Genomic DNA, 25566 nt, shown 5'->3' with positions numbered 1-25566 from the left:
AATCTTTTTGTTTCCTATAAAGATTAAAGTTGCGGGCTCTGCCCGAAATTGGGTGGTACCGCGGATAAACACATTCGTCCCTGTCAAATTAATGACAGGGGCGATTTTTTGTAGAAAGCGAGGTAGGAAGATGACAAGAGCAGAGTTGCCAGAACAAATCGAAACGGAGCGTTTGGTCTTACGAGTCCGTACCGTGGCGGATGCCGAGGTTATCTTTGACTACGCTAGTCTGCCAGAGGTTTCTTACCCAGCTGGCTTTCCACCCGTCAAGACCTTGGAAGATGAGATTTATTACCTAGAGCATATCCTTCCCGAGCGCAATCAAAAGGACAATCTCCCAGATGGTTATGGGATTGTGGTCAAAGGGACTGATAAGATTATCGGCTCTGTTGATTTCAACCATCGCCACGAAGACGATGTGCTGGAGATTGGCTATACCTTGCACCCAGACTATTGGGGACGAGGCTATGTGCCTGAAGCGGCCCGTGCCTTGATTGATTTAGCTTTTAAAGAACTGGAGCTTCACAAGATTGAATTGTCTTGCTTTGGTTACAACCTTCAAAGTCAACGAGTTGCGGAAAAATTAGGATTTACCCTTGAAGCTCGTATCCGAGACCGCAAAGATTCTCAAGGTAACCGCTGTGACAGTCTGATATATGGCTTGCTGAAGAGTGAGTGGGAAGCTGAATAATTAAGTAGTGATAAAAAATTGCATAGTATTAATAACATATAAAGTATTGAGGTATAAAAATGGAAAACGAAAGTTTAGATTTAATTATTAAGGAAGTAGAAAATCAACAGGAGAAAGAGTTAGTTCGTTTTGAATCAAACCTATCTGAAGGAATAAATAAGTATAAAGAAGTATTACCTGCTGATTTAATAACACCCCAGCTACAAGAAAAAATTGATAATGAAGTAAAATTACAATTAGTTGAATTTCAAAAAAGTATTGACTTAAAACCTAAAGCATTATACCATGCTTTAAAAGTGGAAACTGAACTCAATCCAGATATTGAAAAAGATGAATTAAAGAAAAACGCTTATGATTTCTTGGAAAAAACAACAAAGAACAAATATCTGAAAAAAATTATTCGCGAGCTAAAAAAAGGAGTATAAAATGGCAAAAGTTGGGGATTTAGCTGTCAAAAGTGGAAAAGCTGTTATTAAATTTATGTTGGAATTGATAACAGATTATCTAAAAAGTGAAGAATTTAAAAAACAAATGAAAATCATGGTTGAAACTTTAGTAACTAAAATAGTTGAAAAAGTTATAGAAGAAAAGAATAGAAATAACTAGAAAGGACACACACATGTCTAAAGAACTTTCACCTAAATACAATCCAGCCGAGGTTGAGGCCGGTCGTTACCAAAAATGGCTTGACGAAGATGTTTTCAAGCCTTCAGGCGATCAAAAGGCTAAGCCTTATTCAATCGTGATTCCACCTCCAAACGTTACAGGTAAACTCCACCTTGGTCACGCTTGGGATACGACTTTGCAGGATATCATCATCCGTCAAAAACGTATGCAAGGTTTTGACACCCTTTGGCTTCCAGGAATGGACCATGCGGGGATTGCGACTCAGGCTAAGGTTGAGGAGCGCTTGCGTGGTGAGGGCATTACGCGTTATGACCTTGGTCGTGAAAAATTCCTTGAGAAAGTCTGGGAATGGAAAGACGAATATGCCACTACTATCAAGGAACAATGGGGCAAGATGGGTCTCTCTGTAGACTACTCTCGCGAGCGTTTCACTCTTGACGAAGGTTTGTCAAAAGCTGTTCGTAAGGTCTTCGTGGACCTTTACAAGAAAGGCTGGATCTACCGTGGTGAATTTATCATCAACTGGGACCCAGCAGCTCGCACAGCCCTTTCTGACATTGAAGTGATCCACAAGGATGTGGAAGGTGCCTTCTACCACATGAACTACATGCTAGAAGACGGTTCACGCGCTCTTGAAGTGGCAACTACTCGTCCTGAGACCATGTTTGGGGACGTTGCGGTTGCGGTCAATCCAGAAGACCCACGCTACAAGGACTTGATTGGTAAAAACGTCATCCTTCCAATCGCTAATAAATTGATTCCAATCGTTGGAGATGAGCACGCAGATCCTGAGTTTGGTACTGGTGTTGTAAAAATCACACCTGCCCATGATCCAAACGACTTCTTGGTTGGTCAACGCCACAACTTGCCACAAGTTAACGTTATGAATGACGACGGAACCATGAATGAGCTTGCCTTTGAATTTGCGGGCATGGACCGTTTTGAAGCTCGTAAGGCAGTCGTTGCCAAGTTGGAAGAAATCGGTGCCCTTGTTAAAATCGAAAAACGTGTCCACAGTGTTGGTCACTCAGAGCGTACAGGTGTAGTGGTTGAGCCACGTTTGTCAACGCAATGGTTCGTCAAGATGGACCAATTGGCTAAAAATGCTATTGCCAACCAAGATACGGAGGACAAGGTAGAATTCTACCCACCTCGTTTCAACGATACCTTCCTCCAATGGATGGAAAATGTCCACGACTGGGTAATTTCACGTCAGCTCTGGTGGGGTCACCAAATCCCTGCTTGGTACAATGCTGAGGGTGAAATGTATGTCGGTGAAGAAGCTCCAGAAGGTGACGGATGGACACAGGACGAAGACGTCTTAGATACGTGGTTCAGTTCTGCCCTTTGGCCATTCTCAACCATGGGCTGGCCTGATGTCGACTCAGAAGACTTCAAACGTTACTTCCCAACTTCAACCTTGGTAACAGGCTACGACATCATCTTCTTCTGGGTGTCTCGTATGATCTTCCAATCTTTGGAATTCACTGGCCGTCAGCCATTCCAAAACGTCCTTATCCACGGTCTCATTCGTGACGAGCAAGGACGCAAGATGTCTAAATCTCTTGGAAACGGGATTGACCCAATGGATGTTATCGAGAAATATGGTGCCGATGCCCTTCGTTGGTTCCTTTCAAACGGTTCTGCACCAGGTCAAGACGTGCGCTTCTCTTACGAGAAAATGGATGCATCTTGGAACTTCATTAACAAGATCTGGAACATCTCTCGCTACATCCTTATGAACAATGAAGGCTTGACTCTTGAGCAAGCAACTGCCAATGTGGAAAAAGTTGTCAACAAGGAAGCTGGAAATGTCACTGACCGCTGGATCCTCCACAACCTCAATGAAACGATTGGAAAAGTCACTGAGAACTTTGACAAGTTTGAGTTTGGTGTGGCTGGACACATCCTCTACAACTTTATCTGGGACGAGTTTGCAGACTGGTACGTTGAGTTGACCAAGGAAGTCCTTTATAGCGATAACGAAGAAGAGAAAGTTATTACACGTTCTGTTCTCCTTTACACCTTGGACAAGATCCTTCGTCTCCTTCACCCAATCATGCCATTCGTAACAGAGGAAATCTTTGGACAAATCTCAGAAGGCTCTATTGTTACAGCAGAATACCCAACTGTCAACCCAGCCTTTGAAGACCTTGCTGCCCACACTGGTGTCGAAAGCCTCAAAGACTTGATCCGTGCTGTTCGTAATGCGCGTGCAGAAGTAAACGTAGCACCAAGCAAGCCGATCACCATCCTTGTTAAGACAAGCGATAGCGACTTGGAAACCTTCTTTAACAGCAATGTCAACTACATCAAACGCTTCACAAATCCAGAACACTTGGAAATCGCATCAAACATCCCTGCACCTGAACTGGCTATGTCAAGCGTTATCACAGGAGCAGAAATCTACTTGCCTCTCGCAGACCTCCTTAATGTCGAAGAAGAGCTAGCTCGTCTCGACAAGGAACTCGCTAAATGGCAAAAAGAACTGGATATGGTCGGTAAGAAACTATCTAACGAACGATTCGTAGCCAATGCCAAACCAGAAGTCGTCCAAAAAGAACGCGACAAACAAGCCGACTACCAAGCTAAATACGATGCGACAGTCGCACGTATTGATGAGATGAAGAAGTTGGTGAAATAAACACAGAAACACGGTGGTAAGCCGTGTTTTTTTGGTATAATGAAATCAATATCTATTGGGTCGGGAGTGGGATATTGAGAGATAATCTTAGAAAATTAATAAATAGTGCAATAGTAAAATATACTTTTCCTATTATACTTACTGACGAACAAGAACAAGTAACTTCAATTAATAAGAGTAATTTAACAACTGCTGGAAAGGATGAATATTGTTTTAAAGGCAATGATAATGACATTTCAAAGATAATTTATAATGGAATTGTTGAATTCGCTGAGAATGAATTTAAGATTGATTATGATAATTTGGATAGAGAACAAACAAAGGTGATCAAAACTAAATTAAAATATAATGAAAATGATTTCTCTCAAACAAAACTTCAATACGGATTTTATGGGGAAGTACTTTTAGATTTATTTTTAAGAAATTATTTTCATACTGATGTTCTAATTGCTAGAGGTTATTTTTATTCACCTCTTGAAAAGTCTGAACCAAAAGGGTTTGATGCTTTTCATATTATTGATAATAAAGGAAATTTAGAACTCTGGTTTGGAGAAGCAAAATTTCATCAAAGTTTTACATCTGGAATCAACTCTGTACTTTCCAAGATAAATTATTCTATTTCAGATGACTATTTGAATAATCATATGTTTGCAATTATTAATGAGAAAGATAATATCTCTCATTTGCATCCAATTTTAGAAGGAATAATTACAAAATGGGAAGATAATCCTGATATTATTCTTACCGATGAATTACAAAATAATAATATTGAATTAGTGTATCCTGTTTTTATTGCATATCAAAAACAGCAAACCTACGGTTACGAAAAATCAATTGCATCCAGCGTAGATAAAATCAATAGGGAGTTAGGAAAATATTCGTTAAATTTAGCTATTAAAATAAAGGTTAGTATATTTGTAATGCTCTTACCTGTTGATGATTCTAATAAATTAAAGGAAGAAGTGATTGAATGGATAGAAACGAAAGAACCGCTCATCTAATTAAGGAATTGAATTTATACAAACGATACCCTGAAAGAAGAGGTATCTTTGTCAAGGCAACTTGTGACTATTACGACGCTGTTAAAATAGACGAACTTACAAGTAATGATTTAAATTTCTTGCGTTATGTAGCAAATGAAGCTGGAGTTCCACAATATTATCAGTTACTTGAAAATAAATATCAAGCAGGGAAAACTATTAATAAAGAGAGCATGAATTTATTATCTATGAGTTCTTTTATTAATGAAGCGTCTTTAATTGTAAAAGATGAGATGCTACATAAATATCAAAAAGAAGTCACTGACTTGTTTGAAATTAATACTGAAAATAGATATATTCTTTCTGCGCCAACTTCTTTCGGTAAAACTTTTACAGTTTATACTATTATAAAAAAGATGGGTTACTCTAATATATTATTAGTATTTCCTACAATTAGTTTATTATCAGAAAATTTGTTGAAACTACAAAATGATGAGTTCTTTTCTACATATAAAATTCATAGCTTAAGTGAAATAAAAAAAGAAGAGTTTGGAGAAAAGAATATATTTATCTATACTCCTGAGCGATACCTCTCATTTTTAGATAATAATAGTTTAAATTTTGATTTTACATTCGTAGATGAAATATATAAAATTGACAATGATTTTATTATCAATAATGAGACTCCAGAAGAAAATGAGCGAGATACTGCATATAGACTTGCCTTAGAATACGCTTGTCGAAATAGTCGGGATTTATTACTTGCCGGACCGTATATTCAATTTCAAAAACCAGAAACTAGAGTAAACTCATTTAATAATTTTACTTCAATAAATAGATTTAATAAATTAGAATACAATGATATTGAAATTGTTTCAAAAAATATAACCCATATTAAAAGAAATAAATTTGAAATTGGAAATATAGTGCATAGATTAAAAACTGGTACGTCAACTATGCAAGATAAAGTTGCACAATCTATTATAAATTTAGATGAGAATACCCTGATTTATTGCGGAAGAAAGTATGATGTAGAACGATTTGCAGGTTTTTTGTTAAGAAATCCTGAATATAATTCACTTTTATTAAAAAAAGATGACAATGAATTGTATTCTATATTTTTAGAACACGTAGAAAAAAATTTTGGTTCAGATTGGATTCTGTTTAAAGCACTTGAAAAAAGAATTGGAATCCATCATTCAGGAATACCAAAATATATACAAAATGAAATGATTAATTTATTTAATAAAGGTGAACTACTATGTCTTTTTTCTACAACAACAATTACTGAAGGTGTTAATACGACTGCAAAAAATTTAATTATTACTTCTGTCAAAAAGGGAATAAAGTCATTGAAACAATTTGATGCTAAAAATATTGCTGGGAGAGCAGGCAGATTTAATGTTCATTATAGTGGTAATGTCATTGATTTAACTGAAGAATTTGAAGCTGTTATTGAATCGCAACAGGACAAAATTGAACATAAAAATTATGATAACAACCGAAACAAAACGGATGTAGATTTAGAAGTAACACTTGATGAATTTTTGACAGATGATGATAAAAATTTCAAGGCTGAAATTAATAAAGCTAAAGTAAAATCAGGATTACCAGATTTTATTTTTCAATCTTACAAAACAATAGGCCCTTTGGAGAAAATCTCAATCTATAATCGTATAAAAGAGATGTCGTTAGTCGAATTTCATAAAATTGATCAGTTGAAGCAGGTATTAAATTTGAGCAACGGCACAGAAATTCATTGGGAAGGTTTTCAAACAGTAGTTGATATTTGTCATAATTTTGTCTCTAATTCAGATTTAAAACATATAATGGAAACTAGGGTAGGAAAGAAACAATTTTCTTTAATTGTGATACAGTTATCAGAGTTTTTACAAAAAGGTTTTTTAGGGATAGTTGATTATTATGTCAAAGAACAGAATAAAAACAAAGATATGGCAATTAGAATAACTGCAAAATTAATCTACACAATATTTAAATATCATCTCGTAAAGTATTTAGGAGTGTTTGATTTGCTATATAGATTCCATTATTCAAAGGTCTACAAAAGAAACTTTGATGATGTTACTGGAATTAAAATTCTTCTGCAAAAGCTAGAGTATAATGCTCTGACTGATATTGGGCGCAAATTGAGTGATTATGGAGTTCCTTTTGAATTAGTAAAATATTATGATGGAAGTGTAACTACTAAAAATTTTGATTTATATGAAAGTTATGTAGATAGAAGAATACAAAGATTACTTGAATAAAAGATAAGACTGGGCAAAAACTCAATTTCAGGAGAAAATGAAGTAAATCTTTCCACAATAAAACGCATAGTATCAAGGTTTTTCAATACCTGATATTATGCGTTTTTGATTTTAGAGACTTTTTTTGCCCAGCCTCATCTTAGTAATTATATTTAGATAATCGTAAACAAAATATCAGTAGGACTAGTCCATTCTACTTTGATTCTTGTCCCAACGGTTACATTCATTTGATTGAACCAGTAGTTAAAGGCTCTCAAGTTACCTTTACCAGAAAGATTTTTAGCATAGGGATCTCCTGCTTGAGAATTCCCTGATGCTTTTACTACTCCATCGAAGTAGCCATCTGTCGACTTAGCATTAAATATATTCTGCCCTAAAATATCTCTTCCTTGAGTATGTATAGAATTATATATTTCATACTGATGTGCATCTAAACTTGGAATCGGGATATAGCATTCTCCTTCAATCTGAGGTCGAGAATTGGTGTATCTGTATGTCCCCCATCCAATATGAGTTTCTTTAAGTTCTACTGTAAATTGATCCCCCTGTTTTGGCATTATGTCCCCCCTTGTTTTTATATGTTTATTATATCATATATATTTGGGAAATGTTTATATTTCAGTATTAATTTAAAAATGATATACTAGTATAGTTAAACAAATTTCTAGAAAGCAGGTTACTACATGACAAATTCTGTAAGTTCGAACCGCTCTGAGAAGTACAACATTGCAGCTTTCTTCTCAGGTGTTGGGGGAATTGAGTTGGGATTTGAACAGACCAACGAGTTCAGAGTGGTGTATGCCAATGAGTTTGATAAGTATGCGCGTCAGACTTATCAGTTAAACCATCCAGATACCTATTTGGATGGTCGTGATATTCACGATGTTCAGCCAGAGGACATTCCTGCTGAGCGCGTGGATGTGATTATGGGAGGTTTCCCTTGCCAAGCCTTCAGTATTGCGGGTTATCGCAAGGGCTTTGATGATGATCGAGGCGATCTTTTCTTTGAGTTACTTCGCATGATTGAGGGATGCAAACCTCGTGCCATTTTCATCGAAAACGTCAAGAACATGGTCGGCCATGATCACGGCAATACCTTCAAGGTTATTCGTGAAGCCTTGACCGAGAATAACTACTTTATCAAGTGGAAGGTTCTTAACGGAAAAGACTACGGAAATATCCCACAAAACCGTGAACGTATCTACATCGTTGGTTTTGATACCAAGGAAGCTTATGATTTGTTTGAATTCCCAGAGGAAATCAAACTGACTACAACTCTTCAAGATGTGATTAACTTTGGTGATGAGCTAGATGAGGTCTACTACTACCGTGAGGGCAAGCAAAATTTCTACGACCAGTTGAAGTTTGAAGTGACTAGTCAAGATACAGTTTATCAATGGCGCCGTCAGTATGTCCGCGAAAACAAAAACGGCGTTGTCCCTACCCTAACAGCCAATATGGGAACAGGTGGACATAACGTTCCATTGATTTTGACAGATAGTGGTGAGATTCGTAAGTTGACACCGAAAGAAACCTTTAATGTTCAAGGATATCCTAAATCCTTTAAAATCCCCGAAGGGGTTTCCAATGGTCAGCTATACAAGCAGGCTGGAAACAGTGTAGTCGTTCCCGTGATTAAACGCATTGCGGAGAATGTTGCCAAGGCCTTGAATGAAAGCCAAGGGCAATCTCAACTGGAACGGTCAGGGAAATTCGCCATTATCTACACCAAGATGAATGGGCAATTTGAAGGACAATCCTATGTCAAGGACTTTGTGGATAGCTATGACCAGGCTCTTGAAAAAATCAAGACTTATGATGATGGTTTAGCCGTTCTGTCAGATGAAGAGTACTTGAGACTTGTAAAAAAACAAGGCAAACTCGAATTTTACAGTATTAATTAACGAATATATAAGAGGATTAGTGAAAAACTAATCTTCTTTTGATATACTGAAAATAGAAAAGAGGGTGCTTATGTGGGAACATCTAAAGTCTGAACAAAAAGACAAATACAAAACCTTAATTACCAACTTCGCTAGTTTGAGCCAAGCTTTCTCTCAAAAGGCAGAATCCGAAGACGAGGGACAGACAGAGAATTTTGTGGCTCCGATTGTCAACTCCAAATTTCAGGAAACTGTTTTTCAAAAATCCTTTAATGCCGTTGGGGAAGATATCGCCAATACTTCCTATGATGCTTCTGTCGTTGTGGATGAAAATCATAAATACCTAGTGGGCATCAAGTCTTTTGGGATTAATTCGGGAGATCAAAAAATTGCCCAGTTCAAGAAAGATTCTCAATCTTGGACGGACTTGTTGGGTGATATCAAGTTTTATGCAGATATTGCTACTGATAAAGAAGCTGCAGACAAGGAAAACTATCAACGCTATGAAGAGTTGGCTCGAAAGATTGCGACTTTGAGAAATCAGAGAATCGAATCCTCTAAGGCACAAATCAAGGGTTTTAGCTCGGACTCGGTCAATGTCGAAGCTGTTTACCATGTCCTGATGCCAACACCAAAGGGTGAAAATCCGAAGATTTTTGTTGGGGAGACGACTTATTTACCAGTCGATATTGATAATCTGGTCATTGAAGGCTCAACTACCAAAAACAATCCTACCAATTTCCGTTTTACGGATGGGCATCACCACTACAAGTATACAGCAGCTGATAGCCAGCTTCATATGACTTTTAACAATAAAGACATTGTAGTAGATACTTGGAACGTCCATTATATCGAAGATCCTTTTTCTCTCTTTGAAAATCTTCATTTGCTGACAGCTGAAAAGGAACAATCCGATATCTTAGAAACGGTGTCTTGGGCTATCACAGACAAACACGGAAATGTAGAAGAAAACTCTGGCTTCAATGCCTTTAACGGCGGATCAAAACTAGCCAAAAAAGACCGTCTGCCACGAATTCTAAAGATTCAGGATAAATTCAAGGATAATTTAGCTCCAGAAGAACTAGCTTTTGTGACCTTCTCTCTGGAAGAAATCCTTTTGAAGAAATGGACCAGTAAGGAAGAAAAAGCTCAGATGAAGGCTATTCGTGAGGACTTGATTAACTTTGTCCACGAGACAGGGAATGAAAAACTCATTAAAGAAATTGAACAACTCGTCTATCGTCCAGTAAGTGAAGTTTATATTCCTCTGCCTGACTCTAAAAATTTCCACGATGAAAGACCTGACTTCTTTGGTCCTGGATTTGGGAGTTTTGAACCTGGTACTAAAAAACTAGCTCTGTCCAAAGAAGAACGAACCTTTAAACTACGCTTCTTACCTTCTGGAGATGTCATCAATGCCTATATCAACCAAGAAGCTGGCAAGGCGATTCAATCCACTGATAAGCAAGAAATTCTTGGTAATTGGATCTTGCGTGGTGTTTTCCAGTTGAAGGAACGAGAAGCTTTGACAGGACAACGACTCAACGAACTAGAAATCAACGGAATTCGATTGACCAAGTTTAAAAATGAGGAAATCGGGATTGAATTCATCTGGATTGATACCGAAAACCCACCTAGCGATGCCATCGGCTGGGTAGCAAAGAAATAAAAAGTCCGCTGTTTTTTTGTTTTGTGTTTTACAGTTTTTTCTTGACAAGTCTTTCCTTTTTATGGTATTCTTTTATGCAACAAGTGTTGCGTAACAAATGTTGCGCGAAAGGAGTCTTATGCCACCAAAGGTTAAATTTAGTAAAGAGACTATCATTGGGACAGCTTTACAATTGGTGAGAGAAGAGGGCATGGCTAGTTTGACGGCCCGAGCATTAGCGGAGCAACTGGGAGCCACACCGAGAGTGATTTTTGGGCAATTTGCCAATATGGCCGAGTTACAAGCAGAGGTTATTGTTGCTGCGGAGATGGTCGTGGTGGAGTATATTCGCGAGGCCTTAGAAGATGAAAAGCCTTTCCGATCTGTCGGGGTTGCTTATATCCTGTTCGCCTCAAAAGAGCCCCAACTCTTTCAGTTGCTTTTCCAAAATCCTAGCAAAGATCCGATTCGTCGCTTTCAAGATTTTCTTCCCATGAAGGATCATAGCTACCAATTGGTTCTGGATTCGATTGTCGCAGACTATCCTTTGACTGTAGAGGAGGCTAGTCGATTGTACCAGCATCTATTTATCTACTCACACGGGATGGCCTCTATGGTTGCTTCTGGTATTTATCAGTTCAGCATGGAAGAAGTGATTGGTTTATTGACAGAAGTTTGTCAATCTCTCATCAAAGAAATGGTAGGAAAGAAATGATTCAACTAGAAAATGTTCACAAAAGTTACGGTCAAACCAAGGTTTTAAAAGGGATTGACTTGCAGATTCAAGACCAGGATGATGTGGTTATCCTAGGCCCTTCTGGATCAGGAAAGTCAACCCTCTTAAACGTATTATCCGGATTAGAAAAGATAGATGAGGGGCAGATTCTCATTCAAGGACAGGATTTGTCTCAACTCACGGATGCTCAATTGACAGCCTTTAGACGTGAGAAGATTGCCTTTATTTTTCAGCAGTATTATTTATTGCCGAATCTCACGGTTAGACAGAATGTTAAGATGGGAGCTGATCTGGCAAGCAATCATGATTTTTTGCAGATCATCGAGGATTTGGGTCTTGGTGATAAGCTGGACAAGTATCCAAGTGAATTGTCTGGTGGGGAACAGCAGAGAGTCTCCATTGCCCGTGCCCTGGCCAAAAAGCCAGATATCCTCTTTTTAGATGAGCCGACGGGGGCCCTAGATGAAGAAACAGGGCGCAAGATTCTCGACTATATCTGGAAGTTGAAGGAAAAGTTGGGCTTTACCCTAATCATGGTGACACACAACCAAAATATTGCGGATATGGCCAGAACCATCATTCGCGTGAATAGTGGCAAAATTACTGAAGTTGTGACCAATGATCAGCCACAGACAGCTTATGAGATTGGATGGTAAGCCATGTTTTCAGTAAAAGATATTCGAAAATTAGTTGTCGTCAGTATCATTGGAGCTTGTGCGGTCTTTGTGGCCAATCTCTTCTTGAATTTTTATCTGGATATCGAGCAGTTGGAGATTTCTAAAACCAATCCGATGATTCAGACCTACTATGATGCCCAGGTTTCGCTTTCCTGGATGGTGGCCATGGTCAGTGGGGTTGTCTTGTCCTTAACATCGATCCTTCTCATGTGTTTTTATATCAAACAATTTGTCGATGAGCACAAGGAACAATTAGGAATTTTAAAGGCATTGGGCTATAGCAATGGCCAGTTGGCTAAACGATTTTGGGCTTTTGGACTCAGTTTTGGAGTTGGAGCGCTTCTTGGCTATTTAGCTTCTTTTCTAATGATGGGACATTTTTATGACTTTCGCAATGAGAAGGGGATTCTGCCAGAAATTACTATTCATTTTCACTGGCAGCTCTTGATCGCTTTAGTGATACTGCCAACGACTTTCTTTATGGTTCTTGCGATTGGCTATGCTAGAAGACAACTACAAACGCCGGCCCTTCGCCTATTGAAAAAATCCCCAACACCGATTAAGGTCAAAAGGAAAAAAAGTGCTCCTAAGAAAGAGAAATCCTTCCTAAAAGAGCTGTCTTCTTCGCTGATTTGGGGGAGAAAATCGATCTTGTTTTTTGTGGTCTTTGGCTCCATGTGTTTCGCGGCCATGGTTCAATTGTCTTTTGGGCTAAGGGACTACACAGATGACATCATCCAAACCATGATGATTATGATTGGTTTGATCCTTTCTTTCTCGATCCTCTTTTTGTCATTGGGGATCGTCGTCTCAGAAAGTCGTGAAACCTTGGCCTTGATGAAGGCTTTTGGCTACACCGATCGTGAATGCCAAAGTCATATCCTATCTCCCTATCGTTTCTGGGCCTATCTAGGATTTGTTCTTGGGACGGCTTATCAGTACGGTATCATGGAAATCTTGATTGGTGTGATCAAAGATACGGTTCCTGAAAAGATTGAGCATCACTTTGATGGGAATGTTTGCTTCTGGACTTTGATCGGTTTTGCTGTGGTTTATGAAAGTCTCTTTTATCTATCCAACAGAAAACTCCAAAAACAAACCATCAAAGAAGTGCTCTTAGCTGAATAAATAGAGAAGGTTGGATTCTCCAGCCTTTTTCTTTGTGTGGCTTTCACTCCGTCTTGCTCCGTTAAGTGCGAGACGGACTACTAGTCACATAGCACAAAAAATCTCTTAGATTCATTTCTAAGAGATTTTTACTTTCTTCTTTTCCTCACAACCATCCTTCTTCTTCGGCAGTTTTGGCTGCTTCGGTTCGGTTGCTAGCACCTAGTTTTGAGAGGATATTGGTCATGTAATTACGGACGGTGCCGTTTGAGAGGTAGAGCTTATCCGCAATTTCTTGGTTGGACAGGCCCTGTGCTACTCCATGTAAAACAGCGACTTCTTGCTCAGTCAAGGGATTGGGATGAGTCATCATGACTTCCATGAGCTCTGGAGAATACTCCTTGCGTCCCTCTAACACCGTATGTAGAGTTTGCATGAGCTCAGTGATGCTTCGCTCTTTCAAGACATAAGCATCAACTCCTGCTTTGACCGCTCGTTCAAAATAGCCTGGGCGTTTAAAGGTCGTAACGATAACCACCTTGGTTTCAGGCACTTCTTGTTTGATCCACTCGAGCGCTTCTAGGCCCGTCTTGACTGGCATTTCGACGTCAAGGATAGCAATATCTACCGCTTCTTTCTCCAAAACCTCGATAGCCTCAGCTCCATTTTTCGCCTGCAAGACAGTCTCCACATCTGGTTGAAAGCTTAAGAGCTGGCACATGGCGTCTCTAAGCATACTTTGATCTTCTGCGACTAATACTTTCATCTACTTTCTCTCCTTATAAGGCAGATACACGCGCACCTCTGTGGGATCTTTTAAACTGACCAGCTCTACTTGACCTGAGAAGGCTGCTGCACGGTCACGGACTGTATGGAGTTCATTTCCTTTTACAGTTGCAAAGCCTTTCCCGTCATCTCTAACTGTCAGGAGTAATTCCTGATCTGTGCGTTCCAGTTTTAGATAGGCTTTTTCAGCTCTGGCATGTTTGATGATATTGGTCGCCAGTTCTAGCAAAATCATGGCAGCCGTCGACTCCACATCCTGGGTCAAACTAGCCTTGTCCAATTGATTCTCAATTTGAACCTCAATCCCAGCAATTTCCAGCATCTTCTTAACAGTCTCAAGTTCTGAAGCTAGGGTCCGTGATTTCAGATTTTCCACGATAGTTCGCACTTCATTCATGGAATCCTTACTTATCTGGTGAATTTCTTTTAATTCCTTTTCCACCTGTGGATAAGCCTCCATCTGAAATAACTGCAAGGCTAAATCTGTCTTGACACTGAGCATAGCAAAGGTATGTCCCAGACTATCATGCAAATCCTGACCGATACGACTACGTTCATTTTCAGCAAGCAATAGATTTATCTGGGCATTTTGCTTAGCCTGAGCTTCTTTCAAATCCTCTACAATACGAATCCGAACCAAACCAAAAGTCATTAAATCGACAAAAGCAAGAATTACAAGTAGATAGAATAGAAACTCAACTTCGATTCTCTGAAAAATCAAAAGTTGGCCCACAACAAGGACTTGAGCAAGAAGAAAAGTCCAGACATGTAAAGACTTTAAACCACTTACGCTGAAATGATAACTTAAGAGATTGGATAGGAAAAAGAAAAACCAGATATAATTAACAGTAACAAAGGCAGTATTCCCAACTACATAAGTCAGCATGATCCCCCAGAAAAGCCAAGATAGGCGCTGGCTCTTAGTTGTTAAAATACCCAAATACGCCACTACAAATAGAATATCAATCAATAAATGCCAGGCAGAAAGCCACCCAGTCACTACAGGTAGGATGGGGAAAATCATAAAAATTAAACTGACCCAAAACATATAATGTATGCTTTTCAGTCTTTCAAGCATTAAGCATTCTCCTTATGACCTTGAAGGTAAATGGTCAAACCAAACAAAACAGCTGAAAAAATAAGTAGATAAACTGTGGCTGATAGATTGATGCCACCCTCATTTAAGAAGGTCTTGATCAATTCCATCAACTGATAGCTTGGTAGGCGCTTCCCGATTGCTTGCATCCAGTCTGGAAATAAAGAGACAGGCATCCAGAGCCCGCCTAAAACAGCCAAGCCAAAGTAAAGAAGATTGCCCACGACAGACATCAGCTGACTGGACGGCAAGAGAGTCAGGGTCAAGCCAAGTGCTACAAAGGCAACACTTCCTACTATCAGCAAGAACGCAGCCCCAATCCAGTTTCCAAGAGACATATCCACACCTCTTACAAAATGCCCAACTGAGAAAACAACCAGAATTGAGACCAAATAATCAACCAGCATACTTGTTATCTTTGATAGATAATATTCTACCATATTTACAGGGCTATGACGTAATATTTTCTGCCAGTTGTTGATCTTGTCGGTATGTAAAACAACTGGAAATGAAAAGATAGCTGTCGACATCATAGAAAAGGCTGTCATGGAGATGAGGTAGTCGCGCATAAAATTAGCCGGTCCACCTGGTGTTTCCTGGTACATGCCTGAAAAGAATAAATAGAAGGCTGTCGGCATTCCTACGGATAATAGATAATAGACTAATTGTCGTTTGGTTAATAAGAATTCTATCTTGTTTAGTGCAATCCATCGTTTCATCTTAGTCATCTCCCTTTTGTGTTTCTTCAAAGATTGTATCTAGCAAGCTACGGTTATTAACTTCAATTTCTTGTATCCTACAGCCTGCCTGTACTAACAGTTCCCAGAAAGCATCCGCTTCACGTGTGACTACTTGCAGGGCATCTTGTTTTTGTGACCAGTTTTCAACCAAGTTAGACTGTTCGACAACTTCCTTATAAGCCAGAGGCAGGATGAAGTGCTTTTCAATCTCCTCACTGCGCATGGCTAGAGGTGTCGTATCACGAATCAACTCTCCCTTATTTAAGACCAAAATCCGGTCCGCTGTATGCTCTACTTCCTCAATATAATGGGACGAATAGAGAATGGTAACTCCCTGCGCTTTTAGATCCTGAACAATTTCCCAAAAACGTTGGCGGGTTGAAGTATCCATGGCCGCAGTTGGCTCATCTAAAAAGACAAGCTTTGGTCGGCCAATCAAGGTCAAGACAAAAGAGAAGAGACGCTTTTGCCCACCTGACAATTTTTCCGCCAACTGCTCTTTTTGTTGCTTGTCAAACTGCAATAGTTGATCGATTTCCTGGTTGTTCAAGGGATTTGGATAAATACTTTGAAAGAAAGCAATCAACTCTTTGACCTTTAATTTCTGAACGATGACATTTTCTTGAGGGAGATAGCCTCTAATGTAGTCTAACTGAGAACTCGTCACTGGCAAACCTTGGATGGATACTTGACCGCTGGTGACCAGTTTGTCTCCAAGTAAACAGTCCAAGAGTGTTGTCTTACCGGCACCATTTGGACCAATCAAGGCAATGCATTCACCTTCAGCTACCTCAAAGGCAATATCCCTCAAAATAGCTTTACCCTTTATGTTTTTATTTAGGTTTTCTACCTTAATCATGTTCATGATATTCTCCTTTCAACCACTCCTTACCCATCGGAAAGGCGATAAAAATCATAAATCCTAATCCCCATGCACCACGGATGAATTGGTGAAGGAAGGCTTGATCAAACCAATCTGTAAACATTTCTACCAACCATACCACTAGTGACAGTCCAATAAAAAGATAGAGAATCACTTTTTTCATTTTTCAAACTCCTTTTTCACATCTGAGACTAATTTCAAACCTTCTCGGATCAACCAAGACATCATGCCAAAACCTGCAAATAACTCCCAAGGAAAATGATAGAAGCCTTCATCTAATCCAGAAAACATGAGATAAGTCATGACTCCTGCTGCTACTAAACTCATTGCGACAATTACTTTATCTTTCATTTTTTCTTCCTCCATTTGATATATCTAGTATATCTCTTTGAGACTATTGTCACTAGAAGCTTCTGTCATGAGGAAATATGACAAATGTCACAAAAAAAGAAAGTTGATTTCTCAACTTTCTTTTTCTTATTATTTAATCCTTATTCCACACTGAAAAGATATGGATACACTGGTTGTTGACCTTGGTGGATTTCTACTTCGACATCTTCGAATTCTTCTGCGATTTCTTGAGCAATTTCATTGGCAAGTTCTTCGCTTCCATCTTCACCGATATAGAAGGTTACGATTTCACTGTCTTCATCCAACATATGTTTCAAGGTTTCAGTCAGGGTTTGGTGCATGTCAGGGTTTGATACGAGGATCTTACCATCTACCATACCAAGATTGTCATTTTCGTGAATTTCTAGACCATCAATAGTCGTGTCACGAACGGCAGTTGTTACACTACCGCTGACCACATCACCAAGAGCTGCAGTCATGCGTTCTTGGTTTTCTTCGATAGACTTGCTTGGATCAAAGGCAAGAAGACTAGTCAATCCTTGAGGAATTGTACGAGCTTCTACTACAACAGCTGGTTGTTCCAATACTTCAGCTGCAGATTGAGCTGCCATGAAGATGTTTTTGTTGTTTGGTAAGAAGATGATGTTACGAGCATTAACTTGTTCAACAGCCTTGATAAAGTCTTCTGTCGAAGGGTTCATGGTTTGTCCACCCTCGATGACATAGTCCACACCTTGAGCACGGAAGATGTCTGCCAATCCTTGACCAGCTACTACTGCGATAAGGGCATATTCTTTTTCTTCAGCTGGCTTGCTGACTTGAGCTTCTTTTTCTACTTGTGCTTCGTGTTGGTTACGCATGTTATCGACTTTAACCTTGACCAAGCTACCATATTTGAGACCTTCTTGCATGACAAGACCAGGATCTTCTGTATGGACGTGAACTTTAACGATTTCATCATCGTTAACAACGAGTAATGAGTCCCCAAGGTCATTCAAGTAGTTGCGGAATTCATCGTAGTTAAACTCTTTAGCATAAGTTGGACCTTGCTTAAGGGCAACCATGATTTCCGTACAGTAACCAAAGGTAATGTCTTCTGTTGCCACATGTCCAGCTACAGACTTATGGTGTTCAGCATTGATCATTTCACCCATATTAGCTGGAGTCGCTACAAAGTCCTCAGAAGCGCTATATTCACCAGTAAGAGCTGAAAGGAAACCTTCGTAGATGAAGACCAAACCTTGACCACCTGAGTCCACAACGCCAACTTCCTTCAAGACTGGAAGCATTTCTGGAGTTTTAGCAAGGGCTGTTTTAGCTCCTTCCAAGGCTGCACGCATCACTTCAACTGCATCATCTGTCTGCTCTGCTTTTTTCTTAGCACCGATGGCAGCACCACGTGATACAGTTAAGATAGTTCCTTCAACAGGTTTCATAACAGCCTTGTAGGCAACCTCAACACCAGATTGGAAGGCAAGAGCTAGGTCTTTTCCTGTTAACTCTTCTTTTGTCTTGATAGCTTGTGAAAATCCGCGGAAAAGCTGAGAAGTGATAACTCCAGAGTTCCCACGCGCACCCATCAAAAGACCTTTAGCCAAGATACTTGCAGCCTCACCAACAGTTGAAGCTGGTTTGTCTGCTACTTCTTTGGCACCATTTTCGATAGTCATTCCCATGTTTGTTCCTGTATCTCCGTCTGGAACTGGGAAGACGTTTAATGAATTGACATATTCGGCTTGCTTATTTAATCGAGTAGAAGCAGCCTGGACCATTTCTTGAAATAGGCTTGTAGTAATATTTGACACGATTATTCTCCTGCAACTTTGATATTTTGAATGAAGACATTCACAGTCTGAGCAGTGATTCCAAGTTGATTTTCCAAACTAAAACGTACACGCTCTTGGATGTTTTTTGATACTTCGCTGATTTTTGTTCCGTAGCTCAAGACGGTGTATACATCAACTGCAATGCTACCATCTTCAGCCGCTTTAACGACTACACCCTTAGAATAGTTTTCCTTACCAAGAAGGGCTTGGAAATTATCTTTGAGGGCATTTTTACTAGCCATACCGACCACACCAAAAATCTCAGTTGCTGCTCCGCCTACAACAGTAGCAATCACATCATCTGTTAGTTCGATTTGACCATCTTTTGTATTAATTTTTACAGTCATCTTTTTTTACCTCAACTAGTTGATACTCTATTTTATCATATTTCAGCCCAACTGTAAAAGCAGAATGATGTAGCATCGGATATTTGCTTGATTTTTCAAATGATTTCAGCTGTCGAGTAAAACAAAAAAGACCCTGTAGGTCTTTTCATGTTTATTAAACGCGTTCTACTTTTCCTGATTTCAATGCACGAGCTGAAGCCCAAACTTTTTTAGGTTTACCATCGATAAGAACAGTAACTTTTTGAAGGTTTGGTTTTACGGCACGTTTAGTTTGGTTCATCGCGTGTGAACGGTTGTTTCCTGATACAGTCTTACGACCTGTAAAGTAACATACTTTAGCCATTGTGTTTTCCTCCTATTAGATCTAATATAGCGGATGTGCTAGCACCACATACCGTACTATGTTATCACACTTTCTCCATTTTGGCAAGGGAATTGGAAGATTTTTTTATTTAGCATAGACAACTTCTAGTTTTCCAAAAGCCACCTCTCCACGGACAATCAGGGTCTTACTTGTAGGAGCTACTGAAGCATCTGCCTTGGCTGCACCACAAAAAGTTTCCACCTTCAGGTCCACTCTCCAGTGTTGGGGCACATAGATAACTGCATTCCCAAATCCGACTTCTATCTTTAAGGTTGCGGTATCACCTAACATCTCTGCATTATCATAATAGATCTTGGCATTTCCGAAACCGACTTCAAACTCGTCTTCTACCAATTCTTGATCTTGCTTGTAGAAAGTCCCGCTACCAAATGCAACTTCCTTATCTGTAAGGATGGTCTTTTCACCATCATACCACCATTTTTTCCCATTCCAAGTTCTGTTAGAATGAGTGAGTGCACTGACACCCATTACGATTAATATACTAGCCCAAAACAAAGACTGATTGGGAATCGGTAGAATAGCATAGACATGATTTGCAATCAATACTGCTAGTGAAGCCATCAATACTGCTACTGTATAATGGCGACGAAGCAAGGACGTCACGGATTTATAGGCAAAAAATCCAATACCAATCAAGGGCCAAATCTGCCCTCCAAATGAAGGAATTCCAAAATTTCCCTGCAATAACACTAAAGCTGCCAATACTAGCAACACAATACCAAATACTTTCTTTTTCATGTTCTTACCTCATGTTTCTTAGATTTTCTTTTAGGAGGGATTGATAGTGTCGCGACACGTGAACCTCCTTGTGGGTCTGATAAAAGGAAATAGTTCCTGTCCCTGAAAAGGACTTGTCCACCGAGTAAACCTGCCGAATATTAGCAATGGTCGACTTGGATACTCGACTGAAATAGCGTGGCAGGATAGACTCCAACTCATAAAGCTTGAGTCTAACCTCGTAGGCCTCTTTCTGGGTATGGGCGTAAATCTTGCTACCTTCCGTCTCAAAGAAGAGGATTTCTGCCAAGTCTAAGTAATACTCACCCGTCCCCTTATAAAAGATCAACCTAGGAGCCTTGGTTTCTTGCAAGAGTCGTTGCAAGTCAGCTATTTCATCTGTCAGGGCTGCAGCCTTGATGACAATCTCTGTCTCAGTTAATTCACTATCAATCTCGATTCGTAACTTCATCCTATCTCCTTTCTGCATCTACTATACCAAAGGCCAGAAGACTTTACAAGGGCAAAAAAGCAAGTGGTCACTTTTGACCCGTAAGTGGTTACGAGGCCAAGCCCACTTGCTTTGCTTCTTACAAAATAAAGAAAAGAATTCCCCAGAGGAGGCCACAGGCGTAGCCAACTAAAATATCCTTGGGATAATGAACACCACCTAAAACCCGCACAAGACCGAGAAGAGCTGATAAGACCAACAAAACCAATCCCACAGGAAGATTTGCATGCAGGCAAGCCATGGAAATAATGGTTGCTGAAAAGACGTGACGGCTGGGCATTGAATTCCCAGGGCTGTCCTTGTCTAGTAGCGGGACAATTTTCCAAGTTTCATAGGGACGTGGTTGATTGATCCACTTACGAACGAATGTCAACAGGATAAAACCAAAGGCTGGCACCAAGATATAAGCATAGAGGTCTTTCCCGATCCCTTTACTGACAAAGCTAGTTCCCAACAGGGTCAAGTAAGCTACGAGCATCAGAACTGTCATCATGCGATTAAAGATTCGCATCAGTTGCAAAAGTTGTGGATGTCGAAGAAGATTTGATTTCCTCTTATCGTACCACTCTTGATAATTTTTCATCTGTTTTCTCATTGTTTCTAGATTTTACACAAGAAACCTGACAGAACGAGTCTGCTAGCTTCTCCTACTCTAGTATAGTGCAGAAAAAGAAGGCCGTCAAGCCTTCTTTTAGTTTATTCTTCTACTTGGTCTTCTGTGAATTGACTATTGTAGAGGTCTGCATAGAAATCACCTTGAGCCATAAGCTCTTCATGATTGCCTTGCTCGATGATGTTTCCTTCTTTCATGACCAGAATCAAGTCAGCATTGCGGATCGTTGACAAGCGGTGGGCGATGACAAAGGATGTGCGTCCCTCCATCAAACGGTCCATAGCCTTTTGAATCAACTCCTCCGTACGAGTATCGACTGAGGATGTTGCTTCGTCCAGAATCAAGAGCGGAGCATCCTTGAGCAGAGCACGAGCAATGGTCAAGAGTTGTTTCTGTCCGACTGACAAGGTCACTGTATCATCCAAAACAGTATCATATCTATCAGGTAAGGTTGTGATGAAGTGGTGGATTCCTACTGCTTTGGCAGCTTCAATCACACGTTCATCACTGATACCTGTTTGATTGTAGATGAGATTGTCACGAATGCTTCCTTCAAAGAGCCAGGTATCCTGCAAGACCATTGAAAAGGCATCGTGTACTTCTGGGCGCTTCATATCCTTGGTATCCACACCATCAATGCGAATACTTCCCTTATCAATCTCATAGAATTTCATCAAGAGGTTAACAATGGTCGTCTTCCCAGCGCCAGTTGGTCCGACAATGGCGACCTTTTGACCTGCATGAGCTGTCGCAGAAAAGTCATGAATGATCGTTCGCTCCGGTGTGTAGCCAAAGGAAACTCTGTCGAAGATTACTTGGCCCTTCATCTTGGTCAATTGTCTTTCCTTATGAGATTCATCTTCCATTTCCTCTTCACCTAGAAATTCGAAGACACGAGTCATGGCTGCACTAGCTTGTTGTAAGCTGGTAATTCCTTGGGCAATCTGTGATAAGGGTTGCGAGAATGTTCGAACATAAACCATGAAGGCTACAATAATCCCGATACTGATATACCCTTCAAGAGCCAAGGCAGCACCGACGATAATGACTAGAACATAACTAAAGTTGCCTACAAAGACCATGGCAGGCATCATAATTCCAGAGATAAACTGAGATTTCCAGATGCTATCATGTAGATTCTGATTCAAGCCTGCAAATGTTTCTTTTGTTGGTTCCACAGCATTATAGCTGGTCACCACATTGTGGCCAGAGTACATTTCTTCCACATAGCCATTTACAGCTGCTAGGTTATTTTGTTGAGCTTTAAAGTAGCCCTGCGACTTGGCCATAATTACGGAAACCGCCGTAAATCCAACAAGGGTTGAAACAACGGTTACCAGTGCCAAAATCCAGTTCATACCAAACATGGTAATCAAAACAGCAATCAGTAAAAAGCTAGCTGAAAGAACTGTCCCAAGGCTTTGGTTAAGAGACTGAGCTGCTGTATCAACGTCATTAGTCACACGAGAAAGGGTGTCCCCTTGAGAATGACGGTCAAAATAAGCAAGTGGCAAGCGATTGATTTTCTCAGCGATAGCTGTCCGCAAACGTTTTGAGAAATGTTGGATACTAGTTGAAAAAATGTAGGCTTGCGTATAGTTCAGGATAATCCCAAGCACATAGAGGATAACCAAAAAGCTAGCAATACTTGAGACAGCCTCTAGATCAATCTCTGTCATTAACCCATCTGAAATCAAATTGGTAATTTCTTTGATCTTAGTTGGTCCATAAACCGTGATAATACTTGAACATATAGCCGCCACAACTGCGATTAGTAGGGGAAGTTGGAGACCTGCTAGAAAAGGTCTACACTGTTTCCATAAGGACATTTTCTTATTTTCCATGTTCCAATTCCTCCTTCGATAGTTGTGAATAGGCAATTTCTTGGTAAACTTCATTGCTTGCAAGAAGTTCCTTGTGGGTGCCTTGTCCTACGACTTTACCTTGATCCAAGACTAAGATAAGGTCTGCATCCATAATGGTTGAAATGCGTTGGGCAACGATTAACTTGGTCATGGATTGTGTTTTTTCAGCTAATACTTGACGCAAGATACGATCGGTCTTGTAGTCCAAGGCTGAGAATGAATCATCAAAAATAAGAATCTCTGGTTTACGAGCCAAGGCGCGTGCAATGGCCAGACGTTGTCTCTGTCCACCTGAGAAATTGGTCCCACCTTGAGCCACTTCTGATTCAAGACCAGCTTCCTTATCCTCGATAAAGTTTTTAGATTGAGCCAATTCCAGAGCTTGCCACATGGCCGTCTCACTTAGTGGCGTTTCTTGACTCTTACCAAAGTCGAGATTGCCCTTAACATCTCCAGAAAAGAGCACAGCTTTTTGAGGGATATAGCCAACTTTATTACGCAAATCTTCTAAGTCATAATTCTGAACATTGACGCCGTCTACTAGAATTTCTCCCTCTGACACATCATAAAAACGGGGCAAGAGGTTAACTAGAGTAGATTTACCAGAACCAGTTGATCCGATAAAGGCAATGGTTTGCCCTGCTTCTGCCTTGAAGCTGACATGTTCCACAACTGCTTCTGAGTTTTTAGAGTAACGGAAGGTTACGTCACGGTATTCCACTTGACCATTTACAGAAGAGTTTGCTGTCTGTGGGTGACTAGGATTTTCAATAGTGGAATGAAGGTCCAAGACTTGATTGATACGACCTGCAGAAACCAAGGTACGAGGCAAGACGATAAAGAGAGCACCCATGAGCAAGAATCCCATCACAACCTGCATGGCATAAGACATGAAGACGACCATATCACTAAAGAGTGGCAGACGGTCTGTCAGGCTAGCATCATCGATAATATAGGCACCAATCCAGTAAATAGCTAGAGTCAAGCCACTCGAAATCGCCATCATAATAGGATTCATAATCGCCATCAAACGGTTGACAAAGAGATTGAGACGAGTGACTTCCTCATTGGCTTCTTCAAATTTCTTATCTTGGTAATCCTCGGCATTATAAGCACGAACAACCCGAATCCCTGTCAAGCTTTCACGAGTAATGCTATTGAGTTTATCTGTCAATTTTTGAATGACAGATTGTTTAGGAAAGGCCAAAGTCATCAAGACAGTTGTCATAAGAACATTGACGATAACAGCGATTACTACTGCCCAGAGCCAGTATTCTGACTTGCCAAGGATTTTACCGATGGCCCAAATAGCCATGATAGGACCACGAGTGACCACTTGGAGTCCCATGGTAAAGAGCATCTGAATCTGCGTGATATCATTAGTCGTCCGAGTCAATAGACTGGGGATTGAGAAACGTTTAATTTCTGTCTGGGAGTAATCCAAAACACGATTAAAAATATCGCTTCGTAGATGAGCCGTATAGGATGCTGCAACTCGAGCGGCAAAAAATCCAACTGTTACAGATGATAGGAAGGCTAAGAATGACAAACCCATCATCTTAGTTGCTGGCGACCAAAGGTCTCCCAATTCCGTACCTGGCGTTCCGAGTAATTCTGTTATTTTTGAAACGTAAGTCGGTACTTCTAACTCTAGATAGACCGAGCAACAGGTAAAGAGAACAGTTATTAGAATCATGCCCCACTCTTTTCCTGTGATACGCTTAGCGAGTTTCTTCATTCTTACCTCCTATTTTTTCTACATTTGCTTGTAGTTTTCCAAGAACTTCTTCAAAGATAAGGAGATTCTCTTCAGAAATACCATCAAGTAAACTACGGTCAATTCGATCAAAGAAAGACTTAACTTGCTTCATTTGAGAGTGTGATTTTTCAGTCAAATGAACAAATTTCGCCCGTTTATCACTTGGACTCACCTCCAACTCTACCAAACCATTTTGCACCATACGCTTGACCAAACTACTAGCAACTGACTTGGTAATATTGAGTTCTTGTTCAATATCCTTGATGAGTGTTAATTCTTGTTCATGCTCACGACGTTCTAAAAAACGAATGACCTGCCCTTGCGGTCCCCCCATAAATTCAATACCACAACGCTTGGCTTCCTTTTGTACCATCAGATGTAACTGGTGACCAAAACGTTTAAAGACCAACATCGGTTTATCCATGCT

The 25566-nt window shown here is 40.0% G+C and carries 27 protein-coding genes; 11 read left to right on the top strand and 16 right to left on the bottom strand.

All coding sequences use genetic code 11. From position 1 onward, the window contains the following. Positions 1-130: 130 nt before the first annotated feature. The 6 genes from QM941_RS05755 to QM941_RS05730 all read left to right on the top strand — a co-directional run bounded on the left by QM941_RS05755 (position 131) and on the right by QM941_RS05730 (position 7209). On the top strand, positions 131-691 hold the full coding sequence (locus tag QM941_RS05755; protein WP_414339630.1) for a GNAT family N-acetyltransferase: 561 nt from the start codon (positions 131-133) through the stop codon (positions 689-691). Positions 692-750: 59 nt separating this feature from the next. Continuing rightward, a complete protein-coding gene (locus QM941_RS05750) occupies positions 751-1116 on the top strand; it encodes a hypothetical protein (RefSeq protein ID WP_414339628.1) in 366 nt (121 codons plus the stop codon). A 1-nt stretch (position 1117) separates the two neighbouring features. Then, a complete protein-coding gene (locus QM941_RS05745) occupies positions 1118-1297 on the top strand; it encodes a hypothetical protein (protein ID WP_414339626.1) in 180 nt (59 codons plus the stop codon). A 13-nt stretch (positions 1298-1310) separates the two neighbouring features. After that, positions 1311-3962 carry a valine--tRNA ligase gene (locus QM941_RS05740; protein ID WP_414339624.1) on the top strand — a complete coding sequence of 884 codons (2652 nt, stop codon included), beginning with the start codon at positions 1311-1313 and terminating at the stop codon, positions 3960-3962. A gap of 74 nt (positions 3963-4036) precedes the next feature. After that, positions 4037-4963, top strand: a complete 927-nt coding sequence (locus QM941_RS05735; protein WP_414339622.1) for a DUF1837 domain-containing protein — start codon at positions 4037-4039, stop codon at positions 4961-4963. Beyond that, positions 4933-7209 (top strand): helicase-related protein, encoded by a 2277-nt coding sequence (locus tag QM941_RS05730; protein WP_414339620.1) that lies wholly within the window; start codon positions 4933-4935, stop codon positions 7207-7209. The genes QM941_RS05735 and QM941_RS05730 overlap by 31 nt, the downstream gene beginning before the upstream one ends. A 152-nt stretch (positions 7210-7361) precedes the next feature. Here the strand turns inward: QM941_RS05730 and QM941_RS05725 are convergent, their stop codons facing one another. Further along, a complete protein-coding gene (locus QM941_RS05725) occupies positions 7362-7766 on the bottom strand; it encodes a hypothetical protein (protein WP_414339618.1) in 405 nt (134 codons plus the stop codon). A gap of 126 nt (positions 7767-7892) precedes the next feature. Between QM941_RS05725 and QM941_RS05720 the strand changes: the two genes are divergently transcribed. The 5 genes from QM941_RS05720 (at position 7893) to QM941_RS05700 (ending at position 13281) form a co-directional block, all read left to right on the top strand. Beyond that, complete coding sequence (locus tag QM941_RS05720; protein ID WP_414339616.1) at positions 7893-9113, top strand: DNA cytosine methyltransferase; 1221 nt, start codon at positions 7893-7895, stop codon at positions 9111-9113. Positions 9114-9183: 70 nt separating this feature from the next. Beyond that, positions 9184-10761, top strand: a complete 1578-nt coding sequence (locus tag QM941_RS05715) for a hypothetical protein (RefSeq protein WP_414339614.1) — start codon at positions 9184-9186, stop codon at positions 10759-10761. Positions 10762-10879: 118 nt separating this feature from the next. Continuing rightward, the gene (locus QM941_RS05710) at positions 10880-11455 is read left to right on the top strand and encodes a TetR/AcrR family transcriptional regulator (RefSeq protein ID WP_414339612.1); all 576 of its coding nucleotides are present in this window, start codon (positions 10880-10882) and stop codon (positions 11453-11455) included. Then, positions 11452-12132 carry an ABC transporter ATP-binding protein gene (locus tag QM941_RS05705; protein ID WP_414339610.1) on the top strand — a complete coding sequence of 227 codons (681 nt, stop codon included), beginning with the start codon at positions 11452-11454 and terminating at the stop codon, positions 12130-12132. The genes QM941_RS05710 and QM941_RS05705 overlap by 4 nt, the downstream gene beginning before the upstream one ends. Before the next feature lie 3 nt (positions 12133-12135). Continuing rightward, positions 12136-13281 (top strand): FtsX-like permease family protein, encoded by a 1146-nt coding sequence (locus QM941_RS05700; protein WP_414339608.1) that lies wholly within the window; start codon positions 12136-12138, stop codon positions 13279-13281. A gap of 145 nt (positions 13282-13426) precedes the next feature. Here QM941_RS05700 and QM941_RS05695 read toward each other — a convergent pair whose 3' ends face one another. The 15 genes from QM941_RS05695 to QM941_RS05625 all read right to left on the bottom strand — a co-directional run bounded on the left by QM941_RS05695 (position 13427) and on the right by QM941_RS05625 (position 25563). After that, positions 13427-14026, bottom strand: a complete 600-nt coding sequence (locus QM941_RS05695) for a response regulator transcription factor (RefSeq protein ID WP_373113860.1) — start codon at positions 14024-14026, stop codon at positions 13427-13429. Next, positions 14027-15124, bottom strand: coding sequence for a histidine kinase (locus QM941_RS05690; RefSeq protein ID WP_414339605.1), 1098 nt, complete (start codon positions 15122-15124; stop codon positions 14027-14029). Beyond that, on the bottom strand, positions 15124-15861 hold the full coding sequence (locus tag QM941_RS05685) for an ABC transporter permease (RefSeq protein WP_414339604.1): 738 nt from the start codon (positions 15859-15861) through the stop codon (positions 15124-15126). The genes QM941_RS05690 and QM941_RS05685 overlap by 1 nt, the downstream gene beginning before the upstream one ends. Before the next feature lies 1 nt (position 15862). Further along, entirely contained in the window at positions 15863-16747 is an 885-nt protein-coding gene (locus QM941_RS05680) for an ABC transporter ATP-binding protein (RefSeq protein ID WP_414339603.1), read from the bottom strand. Continuing rightward, complete coding sequence (locus tag QM941_RS05675) at positions 16734-16928, bottom strand: hypothetical protein (RefSeq protein ID WP_414339601.1); 195 nt, start codon at positions 16926-16928, stop codon at positions 16734-16736. The genes QM941_RS05680 and QM941_RS05675 overlap by 14 nt, the downstream gene beginning before the upstream one ends. Then, positions 16925-17131: a hypothetical protein gene (locus QM941_RS05670; RefSeq protein ID WP_025171345.1), complete on the bottom strand. Its 207-nt coding sequence runs from the start codon at positions 17129-17131 to the stop codon at positions 16925-16927. Before QM941_RS05670 ends, QM941_RS05675 begins: the two co-directional genes overlap by 4 nt. Before the next feature lie 125 nt (positions 17132-17256). Next, positions 17257-18921, bottom strand: a complete 1665-nt coding sequence (locus tag QM941_RS05665) for a DAK2 domain-containing protein (protein ID WP_414339599.1) — start codon at positions 18919-18921, stop codon at positions 17257-17259. 2 nt (positions 18922-18923) lie between these two features. Next, positions 18924-19289: an Asp23/Gls24 family envelope stress response protein gene (locus tag QM941_RS05660; protein ID WP_075565532.1), complete on the bottom strand. Its 366-nt coding sequence runs from the start codon at positions 19287-19289 to the stop codon at positions 18924-18926. A gap of 154 nt (positions 19290-19443) precedes the next feature. Continuing rightward, on the bottom strand, positions 19444-19632 hold the full coding sequence (gene rpmB, locus QM941_RS05655) for a 50S ribosomal protein L28 (protein ID WP_001140948.1): 189 nt from the start codon (positions 19630-19632) through the stop codon (positions 19444-19446). Positions 19633-19737: 105 nt separating this feature from the next. Continuing rightward, positions 19738-20412 carry a LiaF transmembrane domain-containing protein gene (locus QM941_RS05650; protein ID WP_414339597.1) on the bottom strand — a complete coding sequence of 225 codons (675 nt, stop codon included), beginning with the start codon at positions 20410-20412 and terminating at the stop codon, positions 19738-19740. A 4-nt stretch (positions 20413-20416) separates the two neighbouring features. Continuing rightward, positions 20417-20863, bottom strand: coding sequence for a LytTR family DNA-binding domain-containing protein (locus QM941_RS05645; RefSeq protein WP_004250544.1), 447 nt, complete (start codon positions 20861-20863; stop codon positions 20417-20419). A 118-nt stretch (positions 20864-20981) separates the two neighbouring features. Next, positions 20982-21485: a phosphatase PAP2 family protein gene (locus tag QM941_RS05640; RefSeq protein WP_414339595.1), complete on the bottom strand. Its 504-nt coding sequence runs from the start codon at positions 21483-21485 to the stop codon at positions 20982-20984. A gap of 113 nt (positions 21486-21598) precedes the next feature. Beyond that, on the bottom strand, positions 21599-23359 hold the full coding sequence (locus tag QM941_RS05635; RefSeq protein ID WP_414339593.1) for an ABC transporter ATP-binding protein: 1761 nt from the start codon (positions 23357-23359) through the stop codon (positions 21599-21601). Continuing rightward, positions 23349-25118: an ABC transporter ATP-binding protein gene (locus QM941_RS05630; protein WP_414339591.1), complete on the bottom strand. Its 1770-nt coding sequence runs from the start codon at positions 25116-25118 to the stop codon at positions 23349-23351. Before QM941_RS05630 ends, QM941_RS05635 begins: the two co-directional genes overlap by 11 nt. Further along, on the bottom strand, positions 25102-25563 hold the full coding sequence (locus tag QM941_RS05625) for a MarR family winged helix-turn-helix transcriptional regulator (RefSeq protein WP_414339590.1): 462 nt from the start codon (positions 25561-25563) through the stop codon (positions 25102-25104). The genes QM941_RS05630 and QM941_RS05625 overlap by 17 nt, the downstream gene beginning before the upstream one ends. Between the last annotated feature and the right edge of the window lie 3 nt (positions 25564-25566).

It is taken from the genome of Streptococcus timonensis (assembly GCF_047460355.1).
In the GTDB taxonomy this organism is placed as follows: domain Bacteria; phylum Bacillota; class Bacilli; order Lactobacillales; family Streptococcaceae; genus Streptococcus; species Streptococcus timonensis_A.
The sequence above is the reverse complement of the archived record's forward strand: the minus strand, read 5'-3'. Positions and strand labels throughout refer to the sequence as shown.